Raw genomic sequence first — 25,697 nt, 5'->3', positions numbered from 1 at the left:
TTTTCCAGCAAGGATGTGGCAGGAGAGTCGAAACCGAGGCCTGCGCTCAGCCCCTCGACGGTATCTTCAGCCCACGCTGCACCGCCGGACGCGACATGCCGCGTTCCAGCCATGCGGCCACATTGGCGAAGGCGTCGAATCCCACCAGTTCCCGCGCGCCGTAGAACGTGATCAGGTTGTTGACCCAGCCGAGCGTGGCGATGTCGGCGATGGTGTACTCGTCGCCGACGATCCAGTCGTGCCCTGCCAGCTGCCGGTCGAGCACGCCGAGCAGTCGCTTCGATTCGTCGACGTAGCGCTGCAGGGGCCGCTTGTCTTCGTACTCGCGGCCGGCGAACTTATGGAAGAAGCCCACTTGGCCGAACATCGGACCGATGCCGGCCATCTGGAAGAAGAGCCACTGGATGGTCTCCCAGCGCTTCGCCTCGTCCTTGGGCAGGAAGCGCCCGGTCTTCTCCGCGAGGTAGAGCAGGATCGCGCCGGATTCGAACAGGCCGATCGGCTGCCCACCCGGGCCGTCCGGATCGACGATCGCGGGAATCTTGCCATTCGGGTTGAGTGATTCGAACTCGGGCGCCTTGCTTTCGTTCTTGCCGATATCGACGAGATGGGCTTCGTAGGGAAGGCCAAGCTCCTCAAGCATGATCGAGACTTTCACGCCGTTGGGCGTGTTCAGCGAATAGAGCTGCAGGCGGTCCGGATGTTTGGCGGGCCAGCGGGAAGCGATGGGAAACGACGAAAGGTCGGTCATGGGAAAGCCTGGTTGGCGGATCGAAGTTCCAAGGTAGGTGGTGGGGTCGGCCGTTTCAATGCCGTCGTGGCCCTCGCGCCCTCGATTTCCGCCGGTACACCACGACGCGTAGGGTTTCGACATGGCGCGCGATTCCGGCCCCCTCCCGCGTGAGCGGCGAGCTATCTTCCCCGCCCCGCGTCGCCACGACGCCTGCAGGGAAAGGAATCTCCCCATGACGGCAACACCCTCGCGCAGCTCGCTCGCCTGCCTGATCGCGACGCTCGCCTGCTCGCCAGTGGCGGCGAGCGATGTCCTCGATCGCTTCGACGCCGCGATCCGCGCCGGCTTCCCCGCCACGGTCGTCCTGCCCTCACCCGCCGACGACGCGAGAGGTGCGACGGCGCGCGCGGGCGATGCGTCCCTTACCATCCGTGCGCCGCTCGACGTCGATGTCCGCTTTCCCGACGGCGAGCCGGTGACGACGTTCGTCGGCACCTGGCAGGGCGACCCTGCCGTGATCACTCGCTCCACCGGGCACGTGGACATCACCGTGCCGCGCGGCGATGGCGTCGACGTCGTCGGCTACAGCGACGATTCCGAACAGGCACACCAGCTCCCGGCCGCCGAACCGGTCGGGCCGGAATCGACCGTCGCATCCGGCAGCGGCCGGACCGCGCGGGCCGACACCGCGACGAGCGCCACGTCGCCGGGCAAGCCCCGAACGGCACCCGTGCTGGAGTTCTGGATGTTCCTCCACGACGACACGGCCGGCACGTCGCGGCGACATATCCATGCGCGTTACGTCGCCTGGTGGATCGCGGACATGCAGCGCATCCTCCCCGCCTATCGGCTCCGCACGTACTACCTTCAGAACCGTCCCGGCATGACCGACCTGACCTATGGACGCGAGGCGTCGATGTGGAAATGGACGCTCGCCGCGCAGGAATACGCGACGAGAGGAAAGTTGCACTACGAGGCGGGCAGGTTCGAATACAAATTCATGCTCGTCACGAAGAACGCCGTGCGGGAGAACACGAGCGGCCTCGCGTGGCTCGGCGGCGACCAGGCCATGGCATCGCTTTCCGGCGCATACAACGTGATCGCGCACGAGTTCGGACACACGCTCGGCGGCGTGCACGACGACTCGGCGATCTGGTGGTCCTATGTCTGGCCCTGCGAGACGAATCTGTACCCTCGCGACGTCGCCGTGCTTTCCAACTGCTACCGGTATACCGCCGCGAACGAAGACCGCATGCGCGCGTATCTTTCCCGGCACGCCGATGGTCCGGCGCTTCTCGACCCGTCGTCGCTCAGCCTGCCGCTGGTGGACTGACATGGCCACGTCCGGATCACCGACCTTGAAGATCCTCGCGGTATGCACCGTGGTGCTGGCCGCCCCCGCGTTCGCGAGCACCTCCGGTCCGCTCCGCGCTTTCGACGAGGCCGTCGCCGCTGGCCTTCCGCAGCGCGTCGCGCTCCCCGCGGGAGACGCCGAGGCGCGCGACGCCAGCAGCGGCGAGCTCGTGGTGACCTCGCTCGTCGAAGGGCTGGACACCGCGTTTTCCGATGGCACACGTGGCACGCATTACATGGCGACATGGCAAGGCAAGCCGGCCGTCGTCGTACGATCGGCCGGCCACCTGGACATCACCGTGGCCGACGCCACCGGCGTGTCGATCACGGGTTACTCAGGTGATACCGAGCGACCTCATCGTCTCCGTCGCGACGGTTCCGCCGAAAGCGCCGCGGCGACGGCGCGAGCGGTGGCGTCCGTCGCCGACGAGCCGCCGACGACCTCCGGACTCTCGCCGAACCCGCACGAGGGACTTTCGACGGTCGGATTCCACATGTTCGTGCACGACGACGTCGAAGGCAGTTCCGATCAGCACATCCACGCCGGCTACGTCGCGTGGTGGGCCGTCGACATGCGACGCGTCCTGGCGGTCAGGCGCGTCCAGACCGTCTACCGGCGCCGCATGCCGGGCCTCACGGACATCCCGCGCCACGATGCGGATCTTCTTGGCCGCTGGACACTGTCGACGCAGCGCCTGGTGATGCGCGAAGGACTCATGCCGATCCCGGGCCATTCGTGGTTCAAGTTCATGCTGCTGACGCCGGACGCCATCGAGCCGGGCCATTACGGTCGGGCATGGCTCGGCGGCGACCATGCCGTCGCCTCGCTCAATGGACCCTATACGGTCATCGCGCACGAATACGGTCACACACTGGGCGGCGTGCACGAGGACGCCAGCGTCGAATGGTCCGGCTTCTGGCCGTGCGAGACGAACCTGTACTCGCACTCGAACGCGTTGCGGAGGAACTGCTATCGGTACACGCCCGAGAACCAGCGACGCATGCGCGAGTACATGGCAGGCGCCCTCCCGGACGAGGGAGAGCGCCGTCTCGAAATGGTTTACTGACTCGCGCCGTTGAGCTTGCTGTGGCGCACGCCATAGGTGAAGTACACGATCAGGCCGATAGCCATCCAGATCGCGAAGCGCTCGAACGTGATCCACGGCAGGCCCCAGATCAGCGCGAGCGAGAAGAGGATGCCGAGCGGCGCGACGAACCACACCGCCGGCGTCCGGAACTTCCGCTCCAGGCCGGGCTTGCGCACCCGCAGCACGAGCACCGAGGCGCAGATCAGGATGAAGGCGCTAAGCGTGCCGATGTTGACCAGCTCGGCCACTTCGCCGATAGGCAGCAAGCCCGCGACGATCGCGGTGAAGATACCGAGGATCATCGTCGGACGGGCCGGCGTGCCGAAGCGCGGGTGCACGCGGGCGAACCACGCGGGCAACAGGCCGTCGCGCGCGAGGGCGAACCAGATGCGTGCAGCGCCGAGCATGAAGGCGAAAAGCACGCTGATGACGCCGATCACGGCGGCGACGGCGATGACGTTGCTGATCCACGGCAGGCCGATCGCGTTGAAGGCGTCCGAAACGGACGCCTCGCCGCTCAGGCTCGCATACGGCACGATGCCGGTCAGCACGAGCGAGACGGCGATGTAGAGCACCATCGCGACCGCCAACGAGAGCAGCACGGCGCGCGGAAGGTCGCGCTGCGGGTTGCGGGCTTCTTCCGCCGCCGTGGTCAGCGTGTCGTATCCGAACACCGCGAAGAACACCACGCTGGCACCGGTGAGCACGCCATGCCAGCCGAAGTGACCGACGCCCTTGTCGTCGAAGATGCGTTCCGGGATGAACGGGTGCCAATTCGCCGTGTTGATGAAGAACGCGCCCACGCCGATCACCAGCGCCACGCCGAGCACCTTGATCGCGACGATGAGCGTGTTCAGGCGCGCGCCCCACTCCGTGCGGACTGAGAGCAGGATCGCCACCAGCAGCGAGATACCCGCCGCGATGACGTTGAAGCGGTGGCCGTCGGTCGGTGCCGCGACGGGGTTCGCGTAACTCACGCCCAGCGAGCCCATGGCGTGCTGCCAGTAATACTTCATGGTGTCGGCGCTCATGCTCTTCTGCGCCCATTCCGGCAGGTGCACGCCCGCCGTGGCGAGCAACACCTGCACGTAGCCGGACCACCCGATCGCCACCACGGCGACCACCAGCGCGTACTCCAGCAGCAGATCCCAGCCGATGATCCATGCCGCACCCTCGCCGAGCACCGCGTAGCCATAGGTGTAGGCGCTGCCGGTTACCGGGATGAGCCCGGCGAACTCCGCGTAGCACAGGGCGGCGCACGCGCTTCCGAAGCCCGCGATGATGAAGCTGAGGGCGACGGCCGGGCCGGCGTTGAGCGCCGCCTGCTGTCCGGCCAGCACGAAGATGCCGACGCCGATGATGCCGCCGATGCCGATCGCGGTCAGTTGCCACAGGCCGAGGACGCGCCGGAAGTCCTTCCGCTGGCCGACCTCGGCCTGCAACTGCTCGACGGACTTGTGGCGGAGGAACCTGGCTAACGACATGAGGATGACCCTGGGCTGGCTGACCCGGGATCATAGCGGGAGGGGCTGGCCCTGTCCCCGGCGGACGCTTACACAGCGTGTAGGCGTCCGCCTCATGGAGCCCCGAATCGCCGGCAGCCGAAAGGTGGGAGCCGATCGCATCGGCGATCCCCGCGGCAGCGGGCACGGGGCGGGAGAAGGATCAACGCCCGTCGACGGCCCTGCGCCCCAGCGCCGGATCGTCGGTGAAGAACGCATCGATACCCGTGGCGAGGTAGGCGCGGATCTCTGCCACCGAGCCCGCCTCGTTGCGCGTGGCGTCGCTGGCCGCGTTGCGGAAGTCGGCCGCCAGGAAATGGTTCTCGGGACGGAACGTGTAGGGATGCACCTCGAGTCCCGCCGTATGGGCATCACGAACTAACGTCGTCGGCGCGGCGAGCCGGCCATCCGCACCCAGCGGGATGATGCTGCGCGTCGAGGGCCCGATCGCATCCGCGTAGGCCGCGATGGCCTTCAGGCCGGCGGGGCTCATCATCGCGGCATAGGTCGTCGACGGGTCGTCGGCGGGATGTTCCGCCCCCGCCTCCATGAGCTGCAGCAACCGGATGTTCGGATGCGACGCGCCCAGCTTGCCACGGAGGTACTTCAGGTTACCGACCTCGAACGACTGGATCTCGACGGGCGCCGTGCGGGTATAAGCGTGCGCGGCGAGCGTCGCCAGTACCTTGTCCTCCATCGGCAGGCCGATGCCGCGGAAATAGGTGGAGTGCTTGATCTCGGGAATGATGCCGATGATCCGGCGCCGGGCGGACGCCTCCGCGGCCACGAATTCGATCATCTCGTCGAACGTGGGCACGCTGAACTGGCCGTCGAACGCCGTGTTCGCCTTGCGGATGTCCGCCAGGCGCTCGCGAGCGCGCAGCGTCTTCAGTTCGGCGAGCGTGAAGTCCTCGGTGAACCAGCCCGTGATGGCGACGCCGTCGACCGTCTTCGTCGTACGCCGGGCCGCGAACTCCGGGTGGCTCGCGACATCCGTCGTGCCCCCGATCTCGTTCTCGTGGCGCACCACCAGGACGCCGTCCTTCGTCGAGACCAGATCGGGCTCCACGACGTCGGCGCCATCCTCGATCGCCACCGCGTACGACGCCAGCGTGTGCTCGGGACGCAGCGCGCTCGCGCCGCGATGACCGATGACGAGGACCTTCGACGCGATGGGCGTCGCCGTGGCGGCGGGGGTGGACATCGGCAGCGCTCCGAGCAGCAGGGCAAGAGCGCATGAGGATAGACCAGTTCCCCGCATCAGAAATCGGCCGTCAGGGTGACGAAGCTCTGCCGCGGCGCGCTCGCATGGAAGGCCAGGGCACGACCCTGCGCATCCGTCGCGGCGAACGCCGTGAGGTTCGTCGCGTAGCGGTGGTCGGTGAGGTTCGTGATGTTCAGGGCGAGGGTCAGGGCCTTCAGGCTCGCGACGGGTCCGAAGTCGTAGCTTGCCCCGAAATCGAACGACGTGGCACCCGCGACGCCCTGGTCGTTGGTATAGGTGTAGTAGCGGCGGCCGGTGTACTTGCCGCGCAGGCTGGCCGACCACGGTCCCTCGCGCCAGCTGATCTCGCTGGCGAACATGCGCTTGGGCGTGTCCACGGTGGTCTTGTCCTTCACCGGGACGACCTGGCCGTTGGCGACGTAATTGTCGTCGTAGGTCGAGCGGTTGAACGAGGCCGAGTTGTACCACTCGAAGCCGCGGACCGGCTTCCAGATGAAGGTGAACTCCGCGCCGCGGCTGCTCACCGAACCGACGTTCACGAACGCCGTGTTGCATTCCGGTCGCGTGCCCACCTCGATGCTCGGGCAGGGATTGAGGGAAAGCAGGCGGTTGTCGAACTTCACGTCGTACAGGGCGACCGAGGCCTCGTACCCCTCGCCGACGCTACGGAAGCCGCCATCGATCGAGCGCGATTCCTCCGGCTTCAGGTTGGACTTCGTCCCGTCGAACGCGGCCTGCGACACCGAGAGCGGACCGCCCGCGCCGCCGCCCTGGAACGCGGCGATGTTCTTCGCGTAGGACAGGAACACTTCCTGCCCCGGCGCCAGCTGGAAGGCGAGGCCCGCCTGCGGGAGCAGCGACTTGCCGGCCTTCAGCGTGCCGTTCGCGTACGGACTCTCGACACCCGGAAGCTCGCGCGCCGTCATCGTCGTGTGCGGGCTCTTCACGCCGATGTCGACGCTGAGCCGGTCGTCCATCGCCTTGAAGCTGTCCTGCAGGTACGCCTGTTTCGTCGTGATCGTATAGTCCTGCGAGAAGAGGCGGCGATTCGGATTCTTCAGGTAGTAATCGTCGCTGACCGGGCCATCGATGTAGTAGAAGTTGCGCTCGACGTGGTGGTCGTTCTTCTCGTACCACACGCCGCCTTCGACATGATGGGCCCCGATGTCCCACGACAGCGATGCGATCGCGCCGTTGCGATTGATCGTGTAGTTGGTGCTGCGGATGGAGATCGGAAGCTCCTGCGGCGTGCCCGGGAACGACTTCTGGCCGGGCGACCACCAGTGCCCCTGCCCCGCGTTCTCGTGATGGTAGACCTGCGTGTGCAGCGTCGCCGCGTCGGCGACCGCGAAATCGCCCGCGAGGTAGTAGAGGTCGTCGCGACGCAGCGCACGGCTCTGGTAGTAGGCGTCGTCGATGTTGTCGACACCGCCGGAGAAGCCGCAGCGCGGATCCTTCACGCCGCCCTTCGTATAGGCGGGCGCGCAATACGCCGCCGCCAGGGCGCGGTTCCAGTCGGGCGCGTAGAGGTTCCAGTCCCAGCCGAGCCCGCGGCGCAGGCCGCTCTTCGACAGATACGCGTAATCGGCCTGGCTCGTGCGCGAGGTGTCGACGAAACCGGTGATGCGGTTGCCCTCGCCGAACTCGTACACGCCCTTGCCGTTGAACTGCTTCGTGTTCGTCGGCGAGTCGGGGCGCGTCCACATGTCCGCATCCGCGTGCACCCCGGACAGGTACATCGAGAAGCCCTTGTAGTCGCCGGTGTCGATGCGTGCGTAGGTGCGGCGATTGTGATCGCTGCCGAACGTCTGCGCGACCCTGCCGCCGAACGTCTTCGCCGGGTCGGCCGAGAAATACTGGATCGCGCCGCCGAGGTTGCTGGTGGATGCCGTGCCGAGCGCGCCGATACCTTCGGAGAGCTCCACCGTGGCCATGTTCTCGGCGATCAGCGCGCGCGAGATGTTCAGGCCGTTGTAGTTGCCGTACGCGTTGTCGCCCAGCGGCAGCCCGTCGAGGGTGTAGCCGAGGCGCGTCGTGTTGAAGCCGCGCAGCGTGATCGACTGCGACTCCTCGTTGGCACCGAACGCGTCGTTCGACTGCACGGAAACGCCAGGCAGCCGGTTGAGGATATTCTGCGGGCTGGTGCCCGGCGGTAGCACCTTCTGGTCGTCGGGCACGATGCGCTGCACCTGGCGTGTCTCGCCCTGGCCGATCACGGACACGGCCTCGAGATCCTGGGTCTTCGGCGGCGTGGCGTCTTCGGCGTGGGTCGGCAGGGCGAGCGCGGAAGCGAGGGCGAGGAACAGGGTGCGGCGGGCGAAGATCATCGGGGAATCGCGTGGCAGGGAAGCCGGCGAGCGTGCGCGATGTGTGTGTACGTTTTTTTACCGCGGGAAGAAGACACCGATGCGAGTGACGCGCGTCGCACTTCCAGCCGCATATCTGCTAGTTTTCGCCCCGAAACCCCACCGGACCTCCGCATGTTCAAGCCCCTCGCCCTGGCCGCGCTCTCGGCCGCCCTGCTCGCCGCCTGCGCCGGCGCACCTTCCGGCAAGACCGCGGCACCCGCCGGGGTGAAGGATGGCGCGACGCTCGACCTCGCGATCCTCGAGACGACGGACGTCCACTCGAATCTTCTGTCGTACGACTACTACAAGCAGAAGGACGACCCCAGCTTCGGCTACGAGCGGGTCGCGACGCTGATCCGCCAGGCCCGCAAGGAATTCCCGAACACGGTGCTGTTCGACAGCGGCGACACCATCCAGGGCAGCGTGCTGGCCGACTACCAGGCGCTTGTGAAGCCCATCGGCTGCGACAGCGAGCTCGCGATCTACAAGGCAATGGACGCCATCGGTTACGACGGCGGCACCGCGGGAAATCACGAGTTCAACTACGGTCTGCCGTTCCTCGCGCAGGTGACGAACACCGCGATGAACGTCGACGGCGTGAACGCCCGAGAGTGCGCGGGACCGAAATTCCCGATCGTGTTGTCCAACGTCTACAGCGCGCGCGACGGCAAGCCGATCTTCAAGCCGTGGACGATCGTCACGAAGACGGTCACGGCCAAGGGTGTCGACGGCAAACCCGTCACCACCACGCTGAAGATCGGCATCATCGGCTTCACGCCGCCGCCGATCCTCGACTGGGACAAGCGCAACCTCGCCGGCAAGGTCACCGTCGACGGCGTCGTCGAAGCCGCGAACCGGTTCATGCCCGAGCTGCGGGCGCAGCATCCCGACCTCGTCGTCGCCATCCTGCATGGCGGCCTGAACACCTCGCCGTACACGCCGCAGATGGAGAACGGCGGCTGGTACCTCGCCGGTGTGCCGGGCATCGACGCGCTCCTGCTCGGCCATTCGCATACCGAGTTTCCCGGCCCCCGCTACGCCGACATGAAAGACGTCGACGCGAAGCGCGGCATCGTGCGCGGCGTGCCCGCGGTGATGGGCGGCTTCTTCGGCAAGGACCTGGGCGTCATCAACATGACGCTGAAGCGCGAGGGCGATCGCTGGGTGGTCGACAAGGACAAGAGCCGTAGCCAGGTACGCCCGATCTGCCCGAAGAAGAACGAGTGCGTCGCCGCCGATCCGACGATCGCGCCCCTCGTGCAGGAGGCGCACGACGCCGCCGTCGCCTACGTGAACACGCCGATCGGCGCGACCGATCACGCGCTGACCAGCTACTTCGCGGACGAGGGCAACATGAGCGCGCTCGCCGTGGTCAACGCGGCGCAGATCGACTACGCGCGCGAGGCGCTCGCCCGGACGAACCCGGAGTGGAAGGACGTGCCGGTGATTTCTGCGGCGGCGGCGTTCCGCACGGGCTTCGGCGGCCCGGACGACTTCACGGACGTGCCGAAGGGCCCGATGACGATCCGCAACGCGTCCGATCTCTACTTCTATCCGAACACGCTCGCCGCGGTGAAGATCGACGGCGCGGGTGTGAAAGCGTGGCTCGAGAAGGCCGCGTCGCGCTTCAACCGCATCGATCCTTCGAAGGACGGCGAGCAGCCGCTGATCGGCAAGATGGCCGGCTACAACTTCGACCAGATGCAGGGTGGCATCACCTACGTCATCGACGTATCGAAGCCGGAAGGCGAGCGCATCTCCGACCTGCGATTCAAGGGCAAGCCGGTCAAGCCGTCGCAACCCTTCATCGTCGTGACGAACAACTACCGCGCGAACGGCGGCGGCGAGTTCCCGGGCCTCAAGGGCGACAACGTCGTGCTCAACGCACCGGACGGCAATCGCGAGGTCGTCATCCACTGGGTGGAGGAAAAGAAGACGCTGACGCGCAAGGATGTCGACAAGGCGTCCTGGCGTTTCGCGCCGGTGAAGACGAAGGGTCCCGTCACGTTCACCTCGGCCAGCGGCAAGGAAGACGTGGCGAAGTCGCTCGGCCTGCCCATCCGCCAGCTGCGCGACAACGGCGACGGCACGGCCGTGTACGCGATCGACCTGTCGAAGCGCTGACCGCGCCACCTGCAGGAACGGACCTGGCCGCGATGGAGACTCGAAGCAAGCACCCATCGCGACCGGGTCCGCTCCTGTGAGAGCAGCCCCTAGGCCATCCGGCCGCTTGACAGCCCCCGAGACCCGGGCATAACGTCGGGCCATGTCCAACCACGCGCCAGCGCTGCGTTCCATCCCGGCCCTCATGGCCGGCGCGCCCGCGTTCCTTTCCACCGCGACGACGACAACCACGACCACTACCACGGTCGGAGGATCGGAGTCCGCGCGCGCTTAGTTCCCTGTCGCTGCCGGCCCCGACCTCCCGCAGGACGGGACCGGCGCCGGAACCTCGACAGCCGACATCCCACCTGACGCGACGAACGGGCCTTCCACCGGAGGCTTGACCCGTGTCCATCGCCATCGCTCCCCACCGCTCACCGCTACGTGCCGCACCCGCGCGCGCGGCCGTGGCCCCGCTCGTCGTGAACCTCGGCATCGTGGGGCCCGGCAAGGTCGGCACCGCCCTGCTCGCCCAGCTGCGCGCCGCCGCGCCGCGCCTGCTGCGCGACTGCCACCTCGACCTCCGGCTGCGCGCCGTCTGCGACAGCCGGCACATGTGGCTGGACTGCGACGACGACGCCCTCAACGGACGCACCCACGGCGCGCAGACCTGGCGACCGGCGGAACTCGACGAGTTCGCCGCATATGTCGCGGGCGAGCACGGCGAGCCGGCCGTGCTCGCGGACTGCAGCGCCAGCGATGCCGTGGCGGACCACTACGCGGGGTGGATCGGCGCGGGCATCCACGTAGTCACGCCCAACAAGCGGGCCGGCAGCGGGCCGCTGGAGCGCTGGCGGCGGATCGGCGCCGCGGCCGCGGCCAGCGGCGCGAGCATTCATTACGAGGGCACGGTCGGCGCCGGCCTGCCCGTGGTGCAGACGCTGCGCGACCTGCTCGACACCGGTGACGAGCTCATGGCGGTGGAGGGCATGCTCTCGGGCACGCTGGCGTGGCTGCTCAACCGGTTCGACGGGTCCGTGCCGTTCTCGGCGCTGGTGCGCGAGGCCCACGCGATGGGTTACACCGAGCCCGATCCCCGCGACGATCTTTCCGGCATGGACGTCGCGCGCAAGCTCGTCATCCTGGCGCGCGAGGCGGGGGTCGCCCTCTCGCTCGACGACATCGCCGTGCGCAGCCTCGTTCCCGCCCCGCTGGCGGATGCGTCGCGCGACGACTTCATGGCCGGCCTCGCCGCGCTCGACGGCCCCATGGCGGTGCTGCTGGCCGAAGCACGCATGGCGGGCGGTGTACTGCGCCACGTGGCGCGGTTCGACGGCCGCCACGGTTCGGTGGGCGTGCAGGTGGTGCCGCGCGACCATGCCTTCGCACACGCCCAGCTGACGGACAACGTCCTGCGTTTCGCCACGCGCCGTTACTGCGACAATGCGCTGGTCGTCCAGGGGCCGGGTGCCGGGCCCGAGGTCACGGCGGCGGCGGTATTCACCGACCTGCTGCGCGTGGCGGGCGCGATGGGAGTAAAACGGTGCGCATGCTGAAAGAACAATCCTCGCCCCTCGTCCGTGCGGATGTCGCCATCGCCGAGGCGTACGCCAGCGTCGGCAACGTCGGCATCGGCTTCGACATCCTCGGCCATACCGTGGAAGGTGCCGGCGATCGCGCCGACGTGCGTCGCATCGCCGAACGCGAGGTGCGCATCGTGGCCATCGATGGCGTGATCACCGACCTGCCCATGGCCGCCGCCGAGAACACCGCCGGCGCCGCGCTGCTGTCCATGATGCACGGGCTCGCGTTGCCGTTCGGCTTCGAGCTGACACTGCATAAAGGCATCGCGCTGGGCTCCGGCATGGGCGGCTCCGCCGCGTCCTGTGTCGCCGCCGTCGTCGCCGCGAACGAACTGCTCGACGAACCGCTGCCGCGCGAAGCGCTCTACCCCTTCGCCCTCGACGGCGAAGTCGTCGCCAGCGGCAGCCGTCACGGCGACAACCTCGGCCCCATGCTGCTCGGCGGACTCGTGCTCGCCACGGAGCACCGCCTCGTGCGCATCCCGGTTCCCGCCGAATGGCATTGCGCGCTCGTGCATCCGCACGTGGTGCTGGAGACGCGCAAGGCCCGTGCCGCGCTGGCCGGGCACTATGCGCTCGGCGAGTTCGTGGCGCAGAGCGCCAACCTCGCCATGGTGCTCGCCGGCTGCTATCGCGGCGACGCGGCGCTGGTGCGCGACGGGCTCTCCGACGTGCTCGTCGAACCGCGACGCGCGCCGTTGATCCCCGGCTTCGCGCAGGTGAAACAGGCGGCGCTCGACCACGGTGCGCTCGGCGCGAGCATCTCCGGCGCCGGACCGAGCGTCTTCGGCTGGTTCGAAGACAGGGATTCCGCCGCCGCCGCCGCGCGCGACATGCATGCGGCCTTCCTCGCCGCGGGTCACCCGAGCGACGTGCTCGTCGCCCCGATCGACGGCCCCGCCGCCCGGGTGCTGTGACGATGCGTTATGTCAGCACGCGCGGCGTCGCCGCGCCGGTCGGACTGTCGGCCGCCATCGCGGCGGGCCTCGCGCCGGATGGCGGCCTCTACGTGCCCGAGGCGATGCCACGCGTGTCACGCCCCGCCGGCGAGGGTTCGCTCCCCGACACGGCCATGCACATGCTCGCGCCATTCTTCGCCGGCGATCCGCTCGCCGACGAGCTGCCCGCCATCTGCGCCGAGGCCTTCGCGCATCCGGCGCCGCGGCGCGAACTGCGCATCGATGGCGCGCACGTGCTCGAGCTGTTCCACGGACCGACCGCCGCGTTCAAGGATTTCGGCGCGCGCTTCCTCGCCGCGTGCCTCGTGCGCCTGCGTCGCGCGGCGGACGGCCCCCTGACGATCCTCGTCGCCACGTCCGGCGACACGGGCGCCGCGGTCGGTGCCGCATTCCATGGCCTGCCCGGTTTCCGGGTCGCCATCCTCTACCCCGACAACCGCGTGTCGCCGAGGCAGGCGCATCAGTTGGGGAGCTTCGGCGGCAACGTGCGCGCGCTGCGCGTGGAAGGCAGCTTCGACGACTGCCAGCGGCTGGTCAAAGGCGCGCTGGGCGACGCCGCCCTGCAGGCCGACGTGCCGCTTTCGTCCGCCAACAGCATCAGCCTGGGCCGCCTGCTGCCGCAGATGGCGTATTTCGGCCATGCGACGTTGCAGGCGGATGGCCCGATGAACGCCATCGTGCCGACCGGCAACCTCGGCAACGCCGTGGCGTGCCTGTGGGCGCGCGAGCTGGGCCTGCCGATCGGCGACGTGGTGTTCGCCTGTAACGCCAACGAAACACTGCCCGACTTCTTCGGCGGCATGCCTTACCGTCCGCGTGACGCGGTTCCCACGATCGCGAACGCGATGGATGTGGGGGCGCCGAGCAACTTCGAGCGCCTGCGCCACCTGTTCGGCGACGAGAGCGCCACACGCATGAACGGTGCCGCGGAGAGCGTCGACGACGCAGCCATCCGCGACGTGATCCACCGCCATGCGGCCGCGGATGGCGAAGTGTTCTGTCCGCATACGGCCACGGCCATACGTGTGTTCGAACGCCGGCGTATGGCGGGCGACCGCCGCGCGTGGACGATCGCCGCCACCGCGCATCCGGCCAAGTTCGAATCCATCGTCGAGCCGCTCGTCGGACACCCCGTCGACGTACCGGAGGCGTTGGCCGCCATGCTCTCGCGCGACGCCGAGGCCGAACCGATGACGGCCGATCCGCGAATTTTCGCGAATTGGCTCCGGTCGTGGTGAGATATATGGAAGCGTGCCGCATGTCGCATTATTTGGACGTCTGGACGTCTCGCGAGAAAAAGTTTCGTTCGTAAGTGTTGACACGGGTCGTCGACCTGCCTTACGTTCGATCACATGACGCAGCGCAACACCCTTGGCCGCATTGACCTGAACCGACTTACGTCGGTGGTCGGCAAGCTGCGTCTCGGCAGCGGCCTCCTTCTTATTAGCCTTGTACTTATTACCTGCGGAGGTGCGGGCTGAGGGCAAGTGTCCAGGTAGCAAGAAAACGACCTGAAGACTCCCGAAAAACCCCGCACCCGGAAACGGATGCGGGGTTTTTTGTTGCCCGGCCCGCCTCATCAACGAGCGGAGCCAGACATGAATCCAGCACACCAGGGCAGCACCGACGCCGTCGACAGCGACGTAGGCGGACGCGTGCGCATCTTCGACACGACCTTGCGCGACGGCGAGCAAGCCCCCGGCTTCTCGATGGACCGGCGCGCGAAGTTGCGCATGGCGCATGCCCTGGAAGAACTGGGCGTCGACATCATCGAGGCCGGTTTTCCGCAGGCCTCACCCGACGATTTCGCCGCCGTGGCGGAGATCGCCAGGGTGCTGAAGACACCCACGGTCGCCGCGCTGGCCCGATGTCAGAATGCCGACATCGATAGCGCGGGCAAGGCACTGGAAGGTGCCAGGCATTCACGGATCCACCTGTTCCTGTCCACGTCGCCGCTGCATCGCGAACACAAGCTGGGCAAGAGCAAGCAAGAAGTCATCGACATCGCCGCCGCGGCGATCATGCGGGCCAAGGCCCTCGCACACGAAGTCGAATTTTCCGCCGAAGACGCGCTGCGCACCGAGCCGGAATACCTCGCCGAGATCTTCTCGGTCGCCGTCGAAGCCGGCGCCAGCGTCCTCAACGCGCCCGACACCGTCGGTTACGTCACCCCCTCCGAAATCACCGCCATGTTCACCTACCTGCGCCAGCACGTGCGCGGCGCGGACAAGGTCGTGTTCTCCGCGCATTGCCACGACGACCTGGGCATGGCGGTGGCCAATAGCCTGGCCGCCATCAGCGCGGGCGCGCGCCAGGTCGAGTGCACGATCAACGGCATCGGCGAGCGCGCGGGCAACGCGGCGCTCGAGGAAGTGGTGATGGCGCTGCACACGCGCGCGCCGCTGTTCCGTGTCGACACGGGCATCGTCACCCAGCGCCTGTTCCCGACGTCGCGCCTGCTGGCGGAGGTGACGGGCCAGCCGGTACCTCGCAACAAGGCCATCGTGGGCGACAACGCGTTCGCGCACGAATCCGGCATCCACCAGCACGGCATGCTCAAGCACCGCGGCACCTACGAAATCATGCGTCCGCAGGACGTCGGCGCGAAGACCTCGCTCGTCCTCGGCAAGCACTCGGGCCGGCACGCGCTGCGGCAGCGCCTGGTCGAGCTCGATTACGAGATGGACGACGCGACGCTGGACGCCGTGTTCGAGCGATTCAAGGTGCTGGCGGACAGCCAGCGCTCGGTCACCAACGACGATCTCGTCGCACTGATGCGCGAGTACGAAGACACCACCACCGCCGCGCGCGTTGCGGTCGAGTCCTGAAGGAGGATCCATGGAAGCCCCGACCCATCTCTGGCACAACGGTCGCATCAAGACCTGGGCCGACGCCACCGTGCATGTCGGCGCGCATGCGCTGCACTATGGATCCTCCGTCTTCGAAGGCGTGCGCGTGTACGCCACGCCGGACGGCCCGCGCTACTTCCGCCTCGAGGAGCACACCGAGCGACTGTTCCATTCGGCGCGCATCTACGACCTGTCGATGCCGTACGACGCGGCGACGATCAATCGCGCCTGCCGCGAAGTGATCGTCGCGAACGGCCTGCAGTCGGCCTACGTGCGACCGATCGTGTTCCGCAGCGGCTTCACCTTCAGCCTCGCGCCGTCGCTGGATACCGCCGTCGACGTCGCGATCATCGCCCTGCCGTGGGGTGCGTATCACGGCGCCGACGCGATCGAGAAAGGCGTCGACGTGTGCGTGTCGTCGTGGAACCGCGCCGCGCCCAACACCTACCCCAGCGGCGCGAAGGCGGGCGGCAACTATCTCAACAGCCAGCTGATCGCGCGCGAAGCCATCAACGGCGGTTACGCCGAAGGCATCGCACTGGGTACCGACGGCCTGCTGAGCGAAGGCGCGGGCGAGAACCTGTTCATCGTGCGCAAGGGCGTCATCTATACGCCGCCGGCCGCTTCCTCGATCCTGTGCGGCATCACGCGCGACGCCGTGCTGACGCTCGCGCGCGACCGCGGCTTCGACGTCGTCGAGCAGTCGCTGCCACGCGAGATGCTGTACTTCGCCGACGAAGTCTTCATGACGGGCACGGCGGCCGAAGTGACGGCCGTGCGTTCCGTGGATCGCAAGCCGGTCGGCAGCGGCCGTCCTGGCCCCGTCACGCGGCAACTGCAGGAGGTGTTCTTCGGCCTGTTCGACGGCCGCACCGAGGACCGCTGGGGCTGGCTGACACCGGTCGAGGAAGCGACCACGGGGAGGGCCGCGGCATGAGCGCACGGACCCTCTTCGACAAGCTGTGGGACGCCCACCAGGTCAAGGCCGAAACCGAGAGCACCCCGGGCGTGCTCTACATCGACCTGCACCTGGTGCATGAGGTCACCTCGCCGCAGGCGTTCGACGAGCTGCGCTCCCGCGGCCTGCGCGTGCGCCGGCCCGACCGCACGCTCGCCACGCTCGACCACTCCACGCCCACGCTGCCGCCCGGCGCGGACGGCAAGCGTCCCTACTACACGAAGGAAGCCGAAGCGCAGGTCGCGACGCTCGAGGCGAACGTGCGCGAGTTCGGCGTCGACCTGATGGGGTGGGACAGTCCGCAGCGCGGCATCGTGCATGTCGCCGGTCCCGAAGTCGGCGCGACGCATCCCGGCATGACCATCGTCTGCGGCGACAGCCACACGGCGACACACGGCGCCTTCGGCGCGCTGGCGTTCGGCATCGGCACGACCGAGGTCGGGCACGTGCTGGCCACGCAGTGCCTGCTCCAGCGCAAGCCGAAATCGTTCGCCATCCACGTCGATGGGGCGCTGCAGGCCGGCGTCACCGCGAAGGACCTGATCCTGCACATCATCGGCCGGATCGGCATCGGCGGCGGCACGGGCCATGTGCTCGAGTACACGGGCGAGGCGATCCGCGCGCTGTCGATGGAAGAGCGCATGACCGTGTGCAACATGTCGATCGAAGCGGGGGCGCGCGCGGGCCTGATCGCGCCGGACGAGACCACCTTCGCGTGGCTCGAAGGTCGCGAGCGCGCGCCGAAGGGCGACGCGTGGGATCGCGCGGTGGCGTACTGGCGCACCCTGCCCAGCGACGAGGGCGCGCGTTACGACCGCGAAGTGCGCATCGACGCCTCGGCCATCCAGCCGTCGGTGACCTATGGCACGCATCCCGGCATGGTCGTGCCGATCCACGCGCCGGTTCCCGCCGCCGCCGACGCGATCGAGCAGCGCGCGCTCGATTACATGAAGGTCACCGCGGGCAAGCCGATCGCCGGCGAAGCCGTCGACGTCGTCTTCATCGGCAGCTGCACGAACGGGCGCCTGTCCGATCTGCGCGCGGCCGCCGACATCTTGCGCGGCCGTCAGGTCGCCGAGGGCGTGCGCATGCTCGTCGTGCCGGGTTCCGAACAGGTGCGCCGCGCCGCCGAGCAGGAAGGCCTGCACGAGGTGTTCCGCGCGGCGGGCGCCGAGTGGCGCGAGCCGGGCTGCTCGATGTGCATCGCCATGAACGGCGATCTCGCCCAGCCGGGCCAGCTCGTCGTCGCCACCAGCAATCGCAACTTCGAGGGACGCCAGGGCAAGGGCGCACGCACCGTGCTCGCCAGCCCGCTGGTCGCCGCCGCGTCGGCCGTCGCCGGCCGTGTCGCCGACCCCCGCGAATACATGAACCAGGAAGTCGCCGCATGAGCCAGACCACCCGCCCGCTCGCCTACGTGCATTCGCGCACCGCGGTGCTGCGCGACGAGAACATCGATACGGACCGGATCATTCCCGCCCGTTTCCTCACCACCACCGAGCGCACCGGCCTCGGCCGCCATTGCTTCCAGGACTGGCGCTATGCCGCGGACGGCAGCGACGACCCGGCGTTCCCGCTGAACCAGCCGCAGGCACGCGGATGCTCGATCCTGGTAGCCGGCCGCAACTTCGGCTGCGGTTCGTCGCGCGAGCACGCGCCGTGGGCACTGCTCGATTACGGCATCCAGGCCGTCATCTCCAACGAGATCGCGGACATCTTCCGCGGCAACGCGCTGAAGAACGGCCTGCTCGCGATCGTCGTCAGCGACGCCGAGCATCGCTGGCTGCTCGACAACCCGGGCACCGAGCTGCGCATCGACATCGCGGAAGGAACGATCCGGCTGCCCGACGGTGGCTCGATCCGTTTCGACCTCGACGCGTTCTCGCGCCACTGCCTGCTCAACGGCGTCGACCAGCTGGGCTTCCTGCTCCAGCAGGCCGACGACATCGCCGCCTTCGAACACCAACAGGAGAAAGCCGCATGAAGGCTTCGATCGTCGTACTGCCGGGTGACGGCATCGGCCCGGAAGTCGCCGCCGCCGGCGTCGCGGTGCTGCGCCAGGTCGCCGAGCGTTTCGGCCACGAGTTCACGTTCACGGAGCATGCGATCGGTGGCGACGCCATCGACCGCTTCGGCGATCCGCTGCCGCCCGCCACGCGCGAAGCCCTGCTCGCCGCCGACGCCATCCTGCTCGGCGCCGTCGGTGGGCCGAAGTGGTCGGACCCGAACGCGGCGGTGCGCCCGGAACAGGGGTTGCTGGCCATGCGCAAGCTGCTCGGCGTGTTCGCCAACGTCCGCCCGCTGAAGCTGCATCCGCGCACCGCGGCGCTGTCGCCGCTGAAGCCGGAGCGCACGAAGGGCGTCGATCTCGTCTTCATCCGTGAACTCACCGGCGGCATCTACTTCGGCGCGAAGACGCGCAGCGACGACGACGCCACCGACGAATGCCGCTACAGCGTCGCCGAAGTCGAGCGCGTGGTTCGCCACGCCTTCGAGCTGGCGCGCACGCGGCGCCGGAAGGTGACGTCCGTGGACAAGGCGAACGTGCTGGAGACGTCGCGGCTGTGGCGCTCCGTCGCGACGCGCGTCGCCGCCGACTATCCCGACGTCGAGCTGGAACACCAGCTGGTCGACTCGATGGCGATGCACCTGCTCACCCGTCCCGCCGACTACGACGTCATCGTGACCGAGAACATGTTCGGCGACATCCTGACCGACGAAGCGTCGGTGCTGGCCGGTTCGCTCGGCCTGTCGCCGTCGGCATCGGTGGGTGGACCCGGTGCGGGCGTGTACGAGCCGATCCACGGCTCCGCGCCCGACATCGCCGGCCAGTCGCTCGCCAACCCGCTGGGTACGATCCTCTCGGCGGCGATGCTGCTTCGCCACTCGCTCGGACTGTCCGAGGAAGCGGCGGCCGTCGAGGCGGCCGTCGATCACGTGCTCGAGCACGGCAACCTGACGCGCGACCTCGGTGGCACCGCCTCCACCGATGCCGTCACCCGTGCCGTTCTGGACGCCTGCACCGCCAACGCGGAGGCCGCATGAACACGAAGAAGATCCCCATCCGCACGCTGCGCAGCGATGCGATCAAGACCGGCCCGGACCGCGCCCCGGCTCGCGCGATGCTGCGCGCCACGGGGCTCGACGACGAGGCCATCGCGCGGCCGATGGTCGCGATCGTGCACAGCTGGTCGAACGTGTCGCCGTGCAACCTCAACCTGCGCGACCTCGCCGCCGCGGCGGCCGACGGCGTGCGCGCGGCGGGCGGCACGCCCGTGGAGTTCAACACGATCGCCGTCACGGACGGCATCGCGATGGGGACCACCGGCATGCGCTCGTCGCTGGTCAGCCGCGAGATCATCACCGATTCCATCGAACTGGCGGTCGACGGCCACTGCCTCGACGCCATGGTCGTCCTGTGCGGCTGCGACAAGACGATTCCCGCGGCCGCGATGGCGCTGGCCCGCCTGAACATTCCCGGCGTCGCCCTGTACGGCGGCAGCATCGATCACGGCAGCCGCAACGGCTGCCCGATCACGGTGCAGGAGGTGTTCGAGGCGGTAGGCGCGCATGGCGCCGGCAAGATCGACGACGCGGAACTGGAAGACGTCGAGCGTCACGCCTGCCCGGGCGCTGGCGCGTGCGGTGGCCAGTTCACGGCGAACACGATGGCGATGGTGCTGACCACGCTGGGCCTTTCCCCGGTGGGCCTCAACGACATCCCGGCCACGCACGCGGCCAAGCGCGACGCGGCCTTCCGGTGCGGTGAGCTGGCGATGCAGTGCCTCGAAGCCAACCGCCGGCCGCGCGACGTGATGACCCGCCAGGCGTTCGACAACGCGGCGCGCATGGTCGCCGCGACCGCGGGTTCGACCAACGCGGTGCTGCACCTGCTGGCGATGGCCAACGAGGCGCGCGTGCCGCTGTCGATCGAGGATTTCGAACCCGCGTCGGCGCATACGCCCGTGATCGCCGACCTGAAGCCCGGCGGCCGCTACAGCGCCGTCGAACTGACGGCGGCGGGTGGCACCGCCGTGGTCGCCAACGAACTGCGCAAGGCCGGCATGATCGTCGATACCCCGACGGTCACGGGGCGCACGCTGTTCGCCGAACTCGACACGGCACCGCCGGCGACCGAAGGCCAGCAGGTCGTGCGCAGCGTCGATGACGCGTTCAAGCCACGCGGCGGCTACAGCATCCTCTACGGCAACCTGTCGCCGGAGGGCTGCATCCTGAAGCTCGCCGGTCACGGCCGCACGAGTCACGCCGGGCCCGCGCGCGTGTTCGAAAGCGAGGAAGAGGCGTTCGCCGCCGTGCAGGCGGGACGCATCCGCGCCGGCGACGTGATGGTGATCCGCAACGAAGGTCCGGCCGGTGGCCCAGGCATGCGCGAGATGCTCGCCGTGACCGCCGCGCTCGTCGGCCGCGGCCTCGGCAACGACGTGGCGCTGATCACGGATGGCCGCTTCAGCGGTGCGACGCACGGCTTCATGGTCGGCCACATCGCGCCGGAGGCGGCGCGCGGCGGTCCGATCGGCCTGCTGCGCGAAGGCGACGCGATCTTCATCGATGCCTCGACGCGCGAGCTGCGCACCGACGCGGATCTCGCCTCCCGCCGCGCCTCGTGGCGACCGTCGGCACCGAAGGTGACGCGCGGCGTGCTCGCGAAGTACGCACGCCTTGTGGGCTCGGCCGCCGAAGGTGCCGTGACCCAGGCCTTCGACGACGCGCCCGTCGCCAGCACGCGCGTGCGTCGCGAGATCGAAGACGAGGACTTTACGCAGGAACTGATCGGCAACTAGCCAGGGCTGCCACAGCCAGCGCGAACCGATGTCGCGCCGCCCCAACCCATTCGATTTTCCGAGGAGATACCCATGACCGACAAGCAAGCCACCACCGCCCCGTTGCAGAACGCCCGTATCGCCGTGCTCGGCTACGGCAGCCAGGGTCGCGCGCATGCGCTCAACCTGAAGGACTCCGGTCTCGACGTCGTGGTCGGCCTGCGCCCGGGCGGTCCGTCCTGGAACCGTGCTTACGTCGACGGCTTCGAAGTGGCCGAGCCGTCGGAGGCCGTGCGCGGCGCCGACCTGGTCGCCGTGCTCACGCCGGACATGACGCAGCCGGGCATCTACAAGGACGCCATCGAGGCCAACATGAAGCCCGGCGCGACGCTGCTGTTCGCGCACGGCTTCAACGTGCACTTCGGCCAGATCCAGCCGCGCGAGGACATCGACGTCGTGCTCGTCGCGCCGAAGGGTCCCGGCGCGCTGGTCCGTCGCGAATACGAGATTGGCCGCGGCGTACCCTGCCTGTACGCCGTGCATCAGGACGCCACCGGCAACGCCACCGATCGTGCCACCGCGTACGCGGCGGGCATCGGCGGCGCGCGCGCCATGCTCATCGAAACCGATTTCAAGGAAGAGACCGAAACCGATCTCTTCGGCGAACAGGCGGTGCTCTGCGGCGGCGCGACCGAGCTGGTCATCAAGGGCTTCGAGACGCTCACCGAGGCGGGCTACCGCCCGGAAATCGCCTATTACGAAGTCATGCACGAACTGAAGCTGATCGTGGACCTGTTCTACGAAGGCGGCATCGCGCGCATGCTCGAGTTCATCTCCGAGACCGCGCAGTACGGCGATTACACGCGCGGCCCGCGCGTCATCGACGACAGCACGAAGGAAAAGATGAAGGCGGTGCTGAAGGACATCCAGGACGGCACGTTCGCCCGCGAATGGACGGCGGAATACAAGGCCGGCCTGCCGAACTACAAGGCGCTCAAGCAGAAGGACCTCGATCACCCGATCGAGAAGGTCGGTGCCCAGCTCCGCGCCCGCATGCCGTGGCTCGCGGCGAACCAGCCGAAGCCCGTCGAGCCAGCGAAGGCGGGTTGATGGTTCCGCCACGACGGTAGGAAACCAAGGTGGGAAGCTCGCTCGCGAGCAAGCGAGCTTCCCACCGACCCAGTGCCACCCAGCGATCGTTACGACTCCAAGCGCTTCAAAGGACCAAGCACACCGTGAACGCCCAACCGGACACCGTCGGCGACATTCGCCGCCCACCTTCGAACCATCCTCTGGCCGGCACCACCCTGACCGGCGCGGACATCGTCGTGCAGGTACTTGCCGACGAAGGCCTCGATGTCCTTTTCGGCTACTCCGGCGGTGCCATCCTTCCCGTGTACGACGCCGTCTTCCGCTTCAACGCCGATCATCCGCGCGAGGACGGCAGCGACCGGATGCCGCTGATCGTTCCCGCCAACGAACAGGGCGCGTGTTTCATGGCCGCGGGTTACGCACGCGCTTCCGGCCGCGTCGGCGTCGCGCTGGTCACTTCCGGGCCGGGCGCCACCAACGCGGTGACACCTGTGCGCGATTCCATGGCCGATTCGATCCCGATGGTGGTGATCAGCGGCCAGGTGCCGACCGGCTCCATCGGAACCGATGCGTTCCAGGAAGCACCGATCAGCACGATCATGGGCTCGTGCGCGAAGCACGTGTTCCTCGTCACCGACGCATCCACGCTCGAAGCGACGCTGCGCACCGCCTTTCACATCGCGCGCAGCGGCCGGCCCGGACCGGTCGTCGTCGACATTCCCAAGGACGTGCAGAACGCCACGCTCGTGTTCGACGGCAGCCGCGAACTGCCCGTGCGCGGTTATCGTTCGCGCCTGCGTGCCGTCGAGTCGGCGAGTATCGACGACGCCGAGTGCGCCCGCTTCTTCGCCGCGCTCGACCGCGCCGAGCGCCCCCTCATCTATGCCGGTGGCGGCATCGTCTCCGCCGGTGCGGCCGACGCGCTGCGCGACTTCGCCCATGCGTTCGGCATACCCGTCGTCACCACCCTGATGGGCATCGGCGGCTTCGATACCACCGATCCGCTGTCCCTCAACATGCTGGGCATGCACGGTGCCGCTTACGCGAACTACGCGATGGATGATTGCGACTTCGTGTTCGCGCTGGGCGCACGCTTCGACGATCGCGTCGTCGGTGTGCCCGACAAGTTCGCGCCCCGCGCGCGCACGATCGCGCAGATCGACATCGATCCCGCCGAGATCGGCAAGGTGAAGTCGGTCGACTGGCACCACGTCGGCACGCTCGACGTCGCGCTCGCGCGACTGACCTCGTACGGCGCGCGCCATGGCTTCCGGCCCGATTACGCGGCGTGGCACGCGCACGTCGCCGCGCTGAAGACGAGCCATCCCATGAACTTCTGTCGCGACAGCGATGCCATCCAGCCCTGCGCGATCATCGAAGCGATCAATCGCGTCACCGACGGTCGCGCCATCATCAGCACGGGCGTGGGCCAGCATCAGATGTGGGCGGCGCAGTATTTCGATTTTCGCGAACCCAGGCACTGGCTCACGTCCGGCTCGATGGGGACGATGGGCTTCGGCCTGCCGGCGGCGATCGGCGCCCAGTTCGCGCGTCGCGACCGCGTCGTGATCGACATCGACGGTGATGCGAGCATCCGCATGAACATTGGCGAGCTGGAAACCGTCACCACGTACGACCTGCCGGTGAAGGTCGTCGTGCTCAACAACAGCGGCGACGGCATGGTGCGGCAGTGGCAGAAGCTGTTCTTCAAGGGGCGCTTCTCCGCCTCCGACAAGAGCCTGCACAAGAAGGATTTCGTTCGCGCCGCGCAAGCCGATGGCTTCGAGTGGGCGCGGCGCCTCGACGATCCGGCCGCGATCGACGACACCATCGCCGACTTCCTCGCGTTCGAGGGGCCCGCGTTCCTCGAGGTGGTGATCGATCCCGATGCCGGCGTCTACCCGATGGTGGGCCCGGGCGCGACCTATGCCGAGATGATCACCGGCGACTGGATTCCGAGCCGTTCGGCGCCGGTCGCTTCGTCCACCGAACCGACAGGGATGTTCTGACCATGCGCCATCTCGTTTCCATGTTGCTGCAGAACGAAGCCGGCGCCCTCGCACGCGTCGCCGGTCTCTTCGCGTCGCGTGGGTACAACATCGAATCGCTCACCGTGGGCGCCACGCAGGACGCCGACGCGTCGCGCCTGACGCTCGTCGTGTACGGCGACGACGGCGTCATCGAGCAGATCGTGAAGCAGTCCGCGAAGCTCGTCGACGTGATCGAAATCGCTGAACTCACGCGTCGCGAGCACGTCGAACGCGAGCTGCTCGTGGCGCGCGTGGATGCCGAAGACGACACGATCGACGCGCTGGTGGCGCGCTTCGGTGCGCGCCTGCTTCAGCGGCATGGATCGCAGTCGGTGCTGGAGTACACCGGTCGCGCCGAGGACATCGACACCTTCCTCGACGCGCTTCGACGCGCGGGCGAGATCGTCGACCATGCACGCAGCGGCATCGCGGCGATCGAGCGGCCGCTGGCGATCGCGTGAGGGCGAAGAAGAAGCGCCCTCGGCCGACTTACCAGACGCGGAACACCTGCCCCGTCTGGCGCCCTTCGACGGACTTCGACATCGCCATGGCGGCGCGGCCGGCCGGAACGGGTTCGAAGCCGCGGAAGAACGGACCGTAGCTCTCCATCGACTCCGTCAGCACGGTCGGGCTCACCGCGTTGATGCGAATGCCGCGCGGAAGCTCGATCGCGGCGGCGCGAACGAACGCCTCGATCGCGCCGTTGACCATGCTCGCGCAGGTGCCCGCCACGATGGGCTGGTCGCTGAGGACGCCGCTGATCAGGGTGAACGAGCCACCGTCGCGGACATGCGCCGTGCCGGCCTGGACGAGACGCACCTGCCCGAGGAGCTTGTCCTGCAGGCCCTCGATGTATTTCGCTTCGGTGAACTCGGCGAGCGGCAGGAACGGCACGCTGCCAGCCGCGCAGACGACGGCGTCCACCTCGCCGGCCTGGCGGTACATCGCGGTGACGCTGGCCGCGTCCCGGATGTCGGCGTGGATGTCGCCGCTGGAACGTCCCACGCGGACGATCTCGTGACGCCCGCCCAGTTCGGCCGTCACGGCCTGGCCCAGCGTGCCGCCGGCGCCGATCAGAAGGATTTTCATGGCT

Annotated in this window: 18 protein-coding genes and 2 pseudogenes; 15 read left to right on the top strand and 5 right to left on the bottom strand. The window is 68.3% G+C overall.

The window, feature by feature from the left end:
- Nucleotides 1-46: 46 nt before the first annotated feature.
- Nucleotides 47-751 (bottom strand): glutathione S-transferase N-terminal domain-containing protein, encoded by a 705-nt coding sequence (locus J2X58_RS15410; protein ID WP_310049163.1) that lies wholly within the window; start codon nucleotides 749-751, stop codon nucleotides 47-49.
- Nucleotides 752-965: 214 nt separating this feature from the next.
- Between J2X58_RS15410 and J2X58_RS15405 the strand changes: the two genes are divergently transcribed.
- Complete coding sequence (locus tag J2X58_RS15405) at nucleotides 966-2,066, top strand: reprolysin-like metallopeptidase (protein ID WP_310049162.1); 1,101 nt, start codon at nucleotides 966-968, stop codon at nucleotides 2,064-2,066.
- Between the two features lie 25 nt (nucleotides 2,067-2,091).
- A complete protein-coding gene (locus J2X58_RS15400) occupies nucleotides 2,092-3,153 on the top strand; it encodes a hypothetical protein (protein WP_310049161.1) in 1,062 nt (353 codons plus the stop codon).
- On the opposite strand, the gene J2X58_RS15395 is transcribed toward J2X58_RS15400, so the two are convergent.
- The 3 genes and pseudogenes from J2X58_RS15395 to J2X58_RS15385 all read right to left on the bottom strand — a co-directional run.
- On the bottom strand, nucleotides 3,147-4,658 hold the full coding sequence (locus J2X58_RS15395; protein ID WP_090058618.1) for an amino acid permease: 1,512 nt from the start codon (nucleotides 4,656-4,658) through the stop codon (nucleotides 3,147-3,149). The genes J2X58_RS15400 and J2X58_RS15395 overlap by 7 nt on opposite strands.
- Nucleotides 4,659-4,839: 181 nt before the next feature.
- Nucleotides 4,840-5,880 (bottom strand): glycerophosphodiester phosphodiesterase, encoded by a 1,041-nt coding sequence (locus J2X58_RS15390; RefSeq protein WP_310049160.1) that lies wholly within the window; start codon nucleotides 5,878-5,880, stop codon nucleotides 4,840-4,842.
- A gap of 56 nt (nucleotides 5,881-5,936) precedes the next feature.
- Nucleotides 5,937-8,138 (bottom strand): annotated as a pseudogene (locus J2X58_RS15385) (TonB-dependent receptor); the annotation flags it as partial.
- A gap of 243 nt (nucleotides 8,139-8,381) precedes the next feature.
- Between J2X58_RS15385 and J2X58_RS15380 the strand changes: the two are divergent.
- From J2X58_RS15380 to ilvN, 13 genes and pseudogenes are all read left to right on the top strand, one after another.
- On the top strand, nucleotides 8,382-10,373 hold the full coding sequence (locus J2X58_RS15380) for a bifunctional 2',3'-cyclic-nucleotide 2'-phosphodiesterase/3'-nucleotidase (RefSeq protein ID WP_310049158.1): 1,992 nt from the start codon (nucleotides 8,382-8,384) through the stop codon (nucleotides 10,371-10,373).
- Between the two features lie 446 nt (nucleotides 10,374-10,819).
- Nucleotides 10,820-11,908 (top strand): homoserine dehydrogenase, encoded by a 1,089-nt coding sequence (locus J2X58_RS15375; RefSeq protein WP_254779458.1) that lies wholly within the window; start codon nucleotides 10,820-10,822, stop codon nucleotides 11,906-11,908.
- Nucleotides 11,902-12,852: a homoserine kinase gene (locus J2X58_RS15370; RefSeq protein ID WP_310049157.1), complete on the top strand. Its 951-nt coding sequence runs from the start codon at nucleotides 11,902-11,904 to the stop codon at nucleotides 12,850-12,852. The genes J2X58_RS15375 and J2X58_RS15370 overlap by 7 nt, the downstream gene beginning before the upstream one ends.
- A gap of 2 nt (nucleotides 12,853-12,854) precedes the next feature.
- Complete coding sequence (gene thrC / locus J2X58_RS15365) at nucleotides 12,855-14,132, top strand: threonine synthase (RefSeq protein WP_310049155.1); 1,278 nt, start codon at nucleotides 12,855-12,857, stop codon at nucleotides 14,130-14,132.
- Between the two features lie 360 nt (nucleotides 14,133-14,492).
- Nucleotides 14,493-15,677: pseudogene (locus J2X58_RS15360) on the top strand (2-isopropylmalate synthase); the annotation flags it as partial.
- Nucleotides 15,678-15,732: 55 nt separating this feature from the next.
- Entirely contained in the window at nucleotides 15,733-16,680 is a 948-nt protein-coding gene (locus J2X58_RS15355; RefSeq protein ID WP_310049154.1) for a branched-chain amino acid transaminase, read from the top strand.
- The gene (gene leuC / locus J2X58_RS15350) at nucleotides 16,677-18,092 is read left to right on the top strand and encodes a 3-isopropylmalate dehydratase large subunit (protein WP_090058635.1); all 1,416 of its coding nucleotides are present in this window, start codon (nucleotides 16,677-16,679) and stop codon (nucleotides 18,090-18,092) included. The genes J2X58_RS15355 and leuC overlap by 4 nt, the downstream gene beginning before the upstream one ends.
- Nucleotides 18,089-18,685, top strand: a complete 597-nt coding sequence (gene leuD, locus J2X58_RS15345) for a 3-isopropylmalate dehydratase small subunit (protein WP_090058638.1) — start codon at nucleotides 18,089-18,091, stop codon at nucleotides 18,683-18,685. Before leuC ends, leuD begins: the two co-directional genes overlap by 4 nt.
- Nucleotides 18,682-19,746, top strand: coding sequence for a 3-isopropylmalate dehydrogenase (leuB, locus tag J2X58_RS15340; RefSeq protein WP_310049153.1), 1,065 nt, complete (start codon nucleotides 18,682-18,684; stop codon nucleotides 19,744-19,746). Before leuD ends, leuB begins: the two co-directional genes overlap by 4 nt.
- Nucleotides 19,747-19,772: 26 nt before the next feature.
- Entirely contained in the window at nucleotides 19,773-21,503 is a 1,731-nt protein-coding gene (gene ilvD / locus J2X58_RS15335; protein WP_310049223.1) for a dihydroxy-acid dehydratase, read from the top strand.
- A gap of 72 nt (nucleotides 21,504-21,575) precedes the next feature.
- Nucleotides 21,576-22,592 carry a ketol-acid reductoisomerase gene (gene ilvC / locus J2X58_RS15330; protein WP_090058643.1) on the top strand — a complete coding sequence of 339 codons (1,017 nt, stop codon included), beginning with the start codon at nucleotides 21,576-21,578 and terminating at the stop codon, nucleotides 22,590-22,592.
- Between the two features lie 125 nt (nucleotides 22,593-22,717).
- Entirely contained in the window at nucleotides 22,718-24,583 is a 1,866-nt protein-coding gene (gene ilvB, locus J2X58_RS15325; RefSeq protein ID WP_310049151.1) for a biosynthetic-type acetolactate synthase large subunit, read from the top strand.
- A gap of 2 nt (nucleotides 24,584-24,585) precedes the next feature.
- A complete protein-coding gene (gene ilvN, locus J2X58_RS15320) occupies nucleotides 24,586-25,065 on the top strand; it encodes an acetolactate synthase small subunit (RefSeq protein WP_090058646.1) in 480 nt (159 codons plus the stop codon).
- A 28-nt stretch (nucleotides 25,066-25,093) separates the two neighbouring features.
- Here ilvN and J2X58_RS15315 read toward each other — a convergent pair whose 3' ends face one another.
- Nucleotides 25,094-25,693, bottom strand: a complete 600-nt coding sequence (locus J2X58_RS15315; protein WP_310049150.1) for a short chain dehydrogenase — start codon at nucleotides 25,691-25,693, stop codon at nucleotides 25,094-25,096.
- Nucleotides 25,694-25,697 lie beyond the last annotated feature (4 nt).

The sequence above is a fragment of the Luteibacter sp. 3190 genome, assembly GCF_031456385.1.
Taxonomy (GTDB): Bacteria; Pseudomonadota; Gammaproteobacteria; order Xanthomonadales; family Rhodanobacteraceae; genus Luteibacter.
The sequence above is the reverse complement of the archived record's forward strand: the minus strand, read 5'-3'. Positions and strand labels throughout refer to the sequence as shown.

Bases quoted from the DNA above. Each gene is read 5' to 3' on its own strand.
- leuC (WP_090058635.1), top strand. From the start codon at position 16,677: ATGAGCGCACGGACCCTCTTCGACAAGCTGTGGGACGCCCACCAGGTC.
- ilvN (WP_090058646.1), top strand. From the start codon at position 24,586: ATGCGCCATCTCGTTTCCATGTTGCTGCAGAACGAAGCCGGCGCCCTC.
- J2X58_RS15405 (WP_310049162.1), top strand. From the start codon at position 966: ATGACGGCAACACCCTCGCGCAGCTCGCTCGCCTGCCTGATCGCGACG.
- J2X58_RS15390 (WP_310049160.1), bottom strand. From the start codon at position 5,880: ATGTCCACCCCCGCCGCCACGGCGACGCCCATCGCGTCGAAGGTCCTC.
- ilvC (WP_090058643.1), top strand. From the start codon at position 21,576: ATGACCGACAAGCAAGCCACCACCGCCCCGTTGCAGAACGCCCGTATC.
- J2X58_RS15370 (WP_310049157.1), top strand. From the start codon at position 11,902: ATGCTGAAAGAACAATCCTCGCCCCTCGTCCGTGCGGATGTCGCCATC.
- thrC (WP_310049155.1), top strand. From the start codon at position 12,855: ATGCGTTATGTCAGCACGCGCGGCGTCGCCGCGCCGGTCGGACTGTCG.
- J2X58_RS15315 (WP_310049150.1), bottom strand. From the start codon at position 25,693: ATGAAAATCCTTCTGATCGGCGCCGGCGGCACGCTGGGCCAGGCCGTG.
- J2X58_RS15395 (WP_090058618.1), bottom strand. From the start codon at position 4,658: ATGTCGTTAGCCAGGTTCCTCCGCCACAAGTCCGTCGAGCAGTTGCAG.
- J2X58_RS15380 (WP_310049158.1), top strand. From the start codon at position 8,382: ATGTTCAAGCCCCTCGCCCTGGCCGCGCTCTCGGCCGCCCTGCTCGCC.
- J2X58_RS15410 (WP_310049163.1), bottom strand. From the start codon at position 751: ATGACCGACCTTTCGTCGTTTCCCATCGCTTCCCGCTGGCCCGCCAAA.
- J2X58_RS15355 (WP_310049154.1), top strand. From the start codon at position 15,733: ATGGAAGCCCCGACCCATCTCTGGCACAACGGTCGCATCAAGACCTGG.
- leuB (WP_310049153.1), top strand. From the start codon at position 18,682: ATGAAGGCTTCGATCGTCGTACTGCCGGGTGACGGCATCGGCCCGGAA.
- leuD (WP_090058638.1), top strand. From the start codon at position 18,089: ATGAGCCAGACCACCCGCCCGCTCGCCTACGTGCATTCGCGCACCGCG.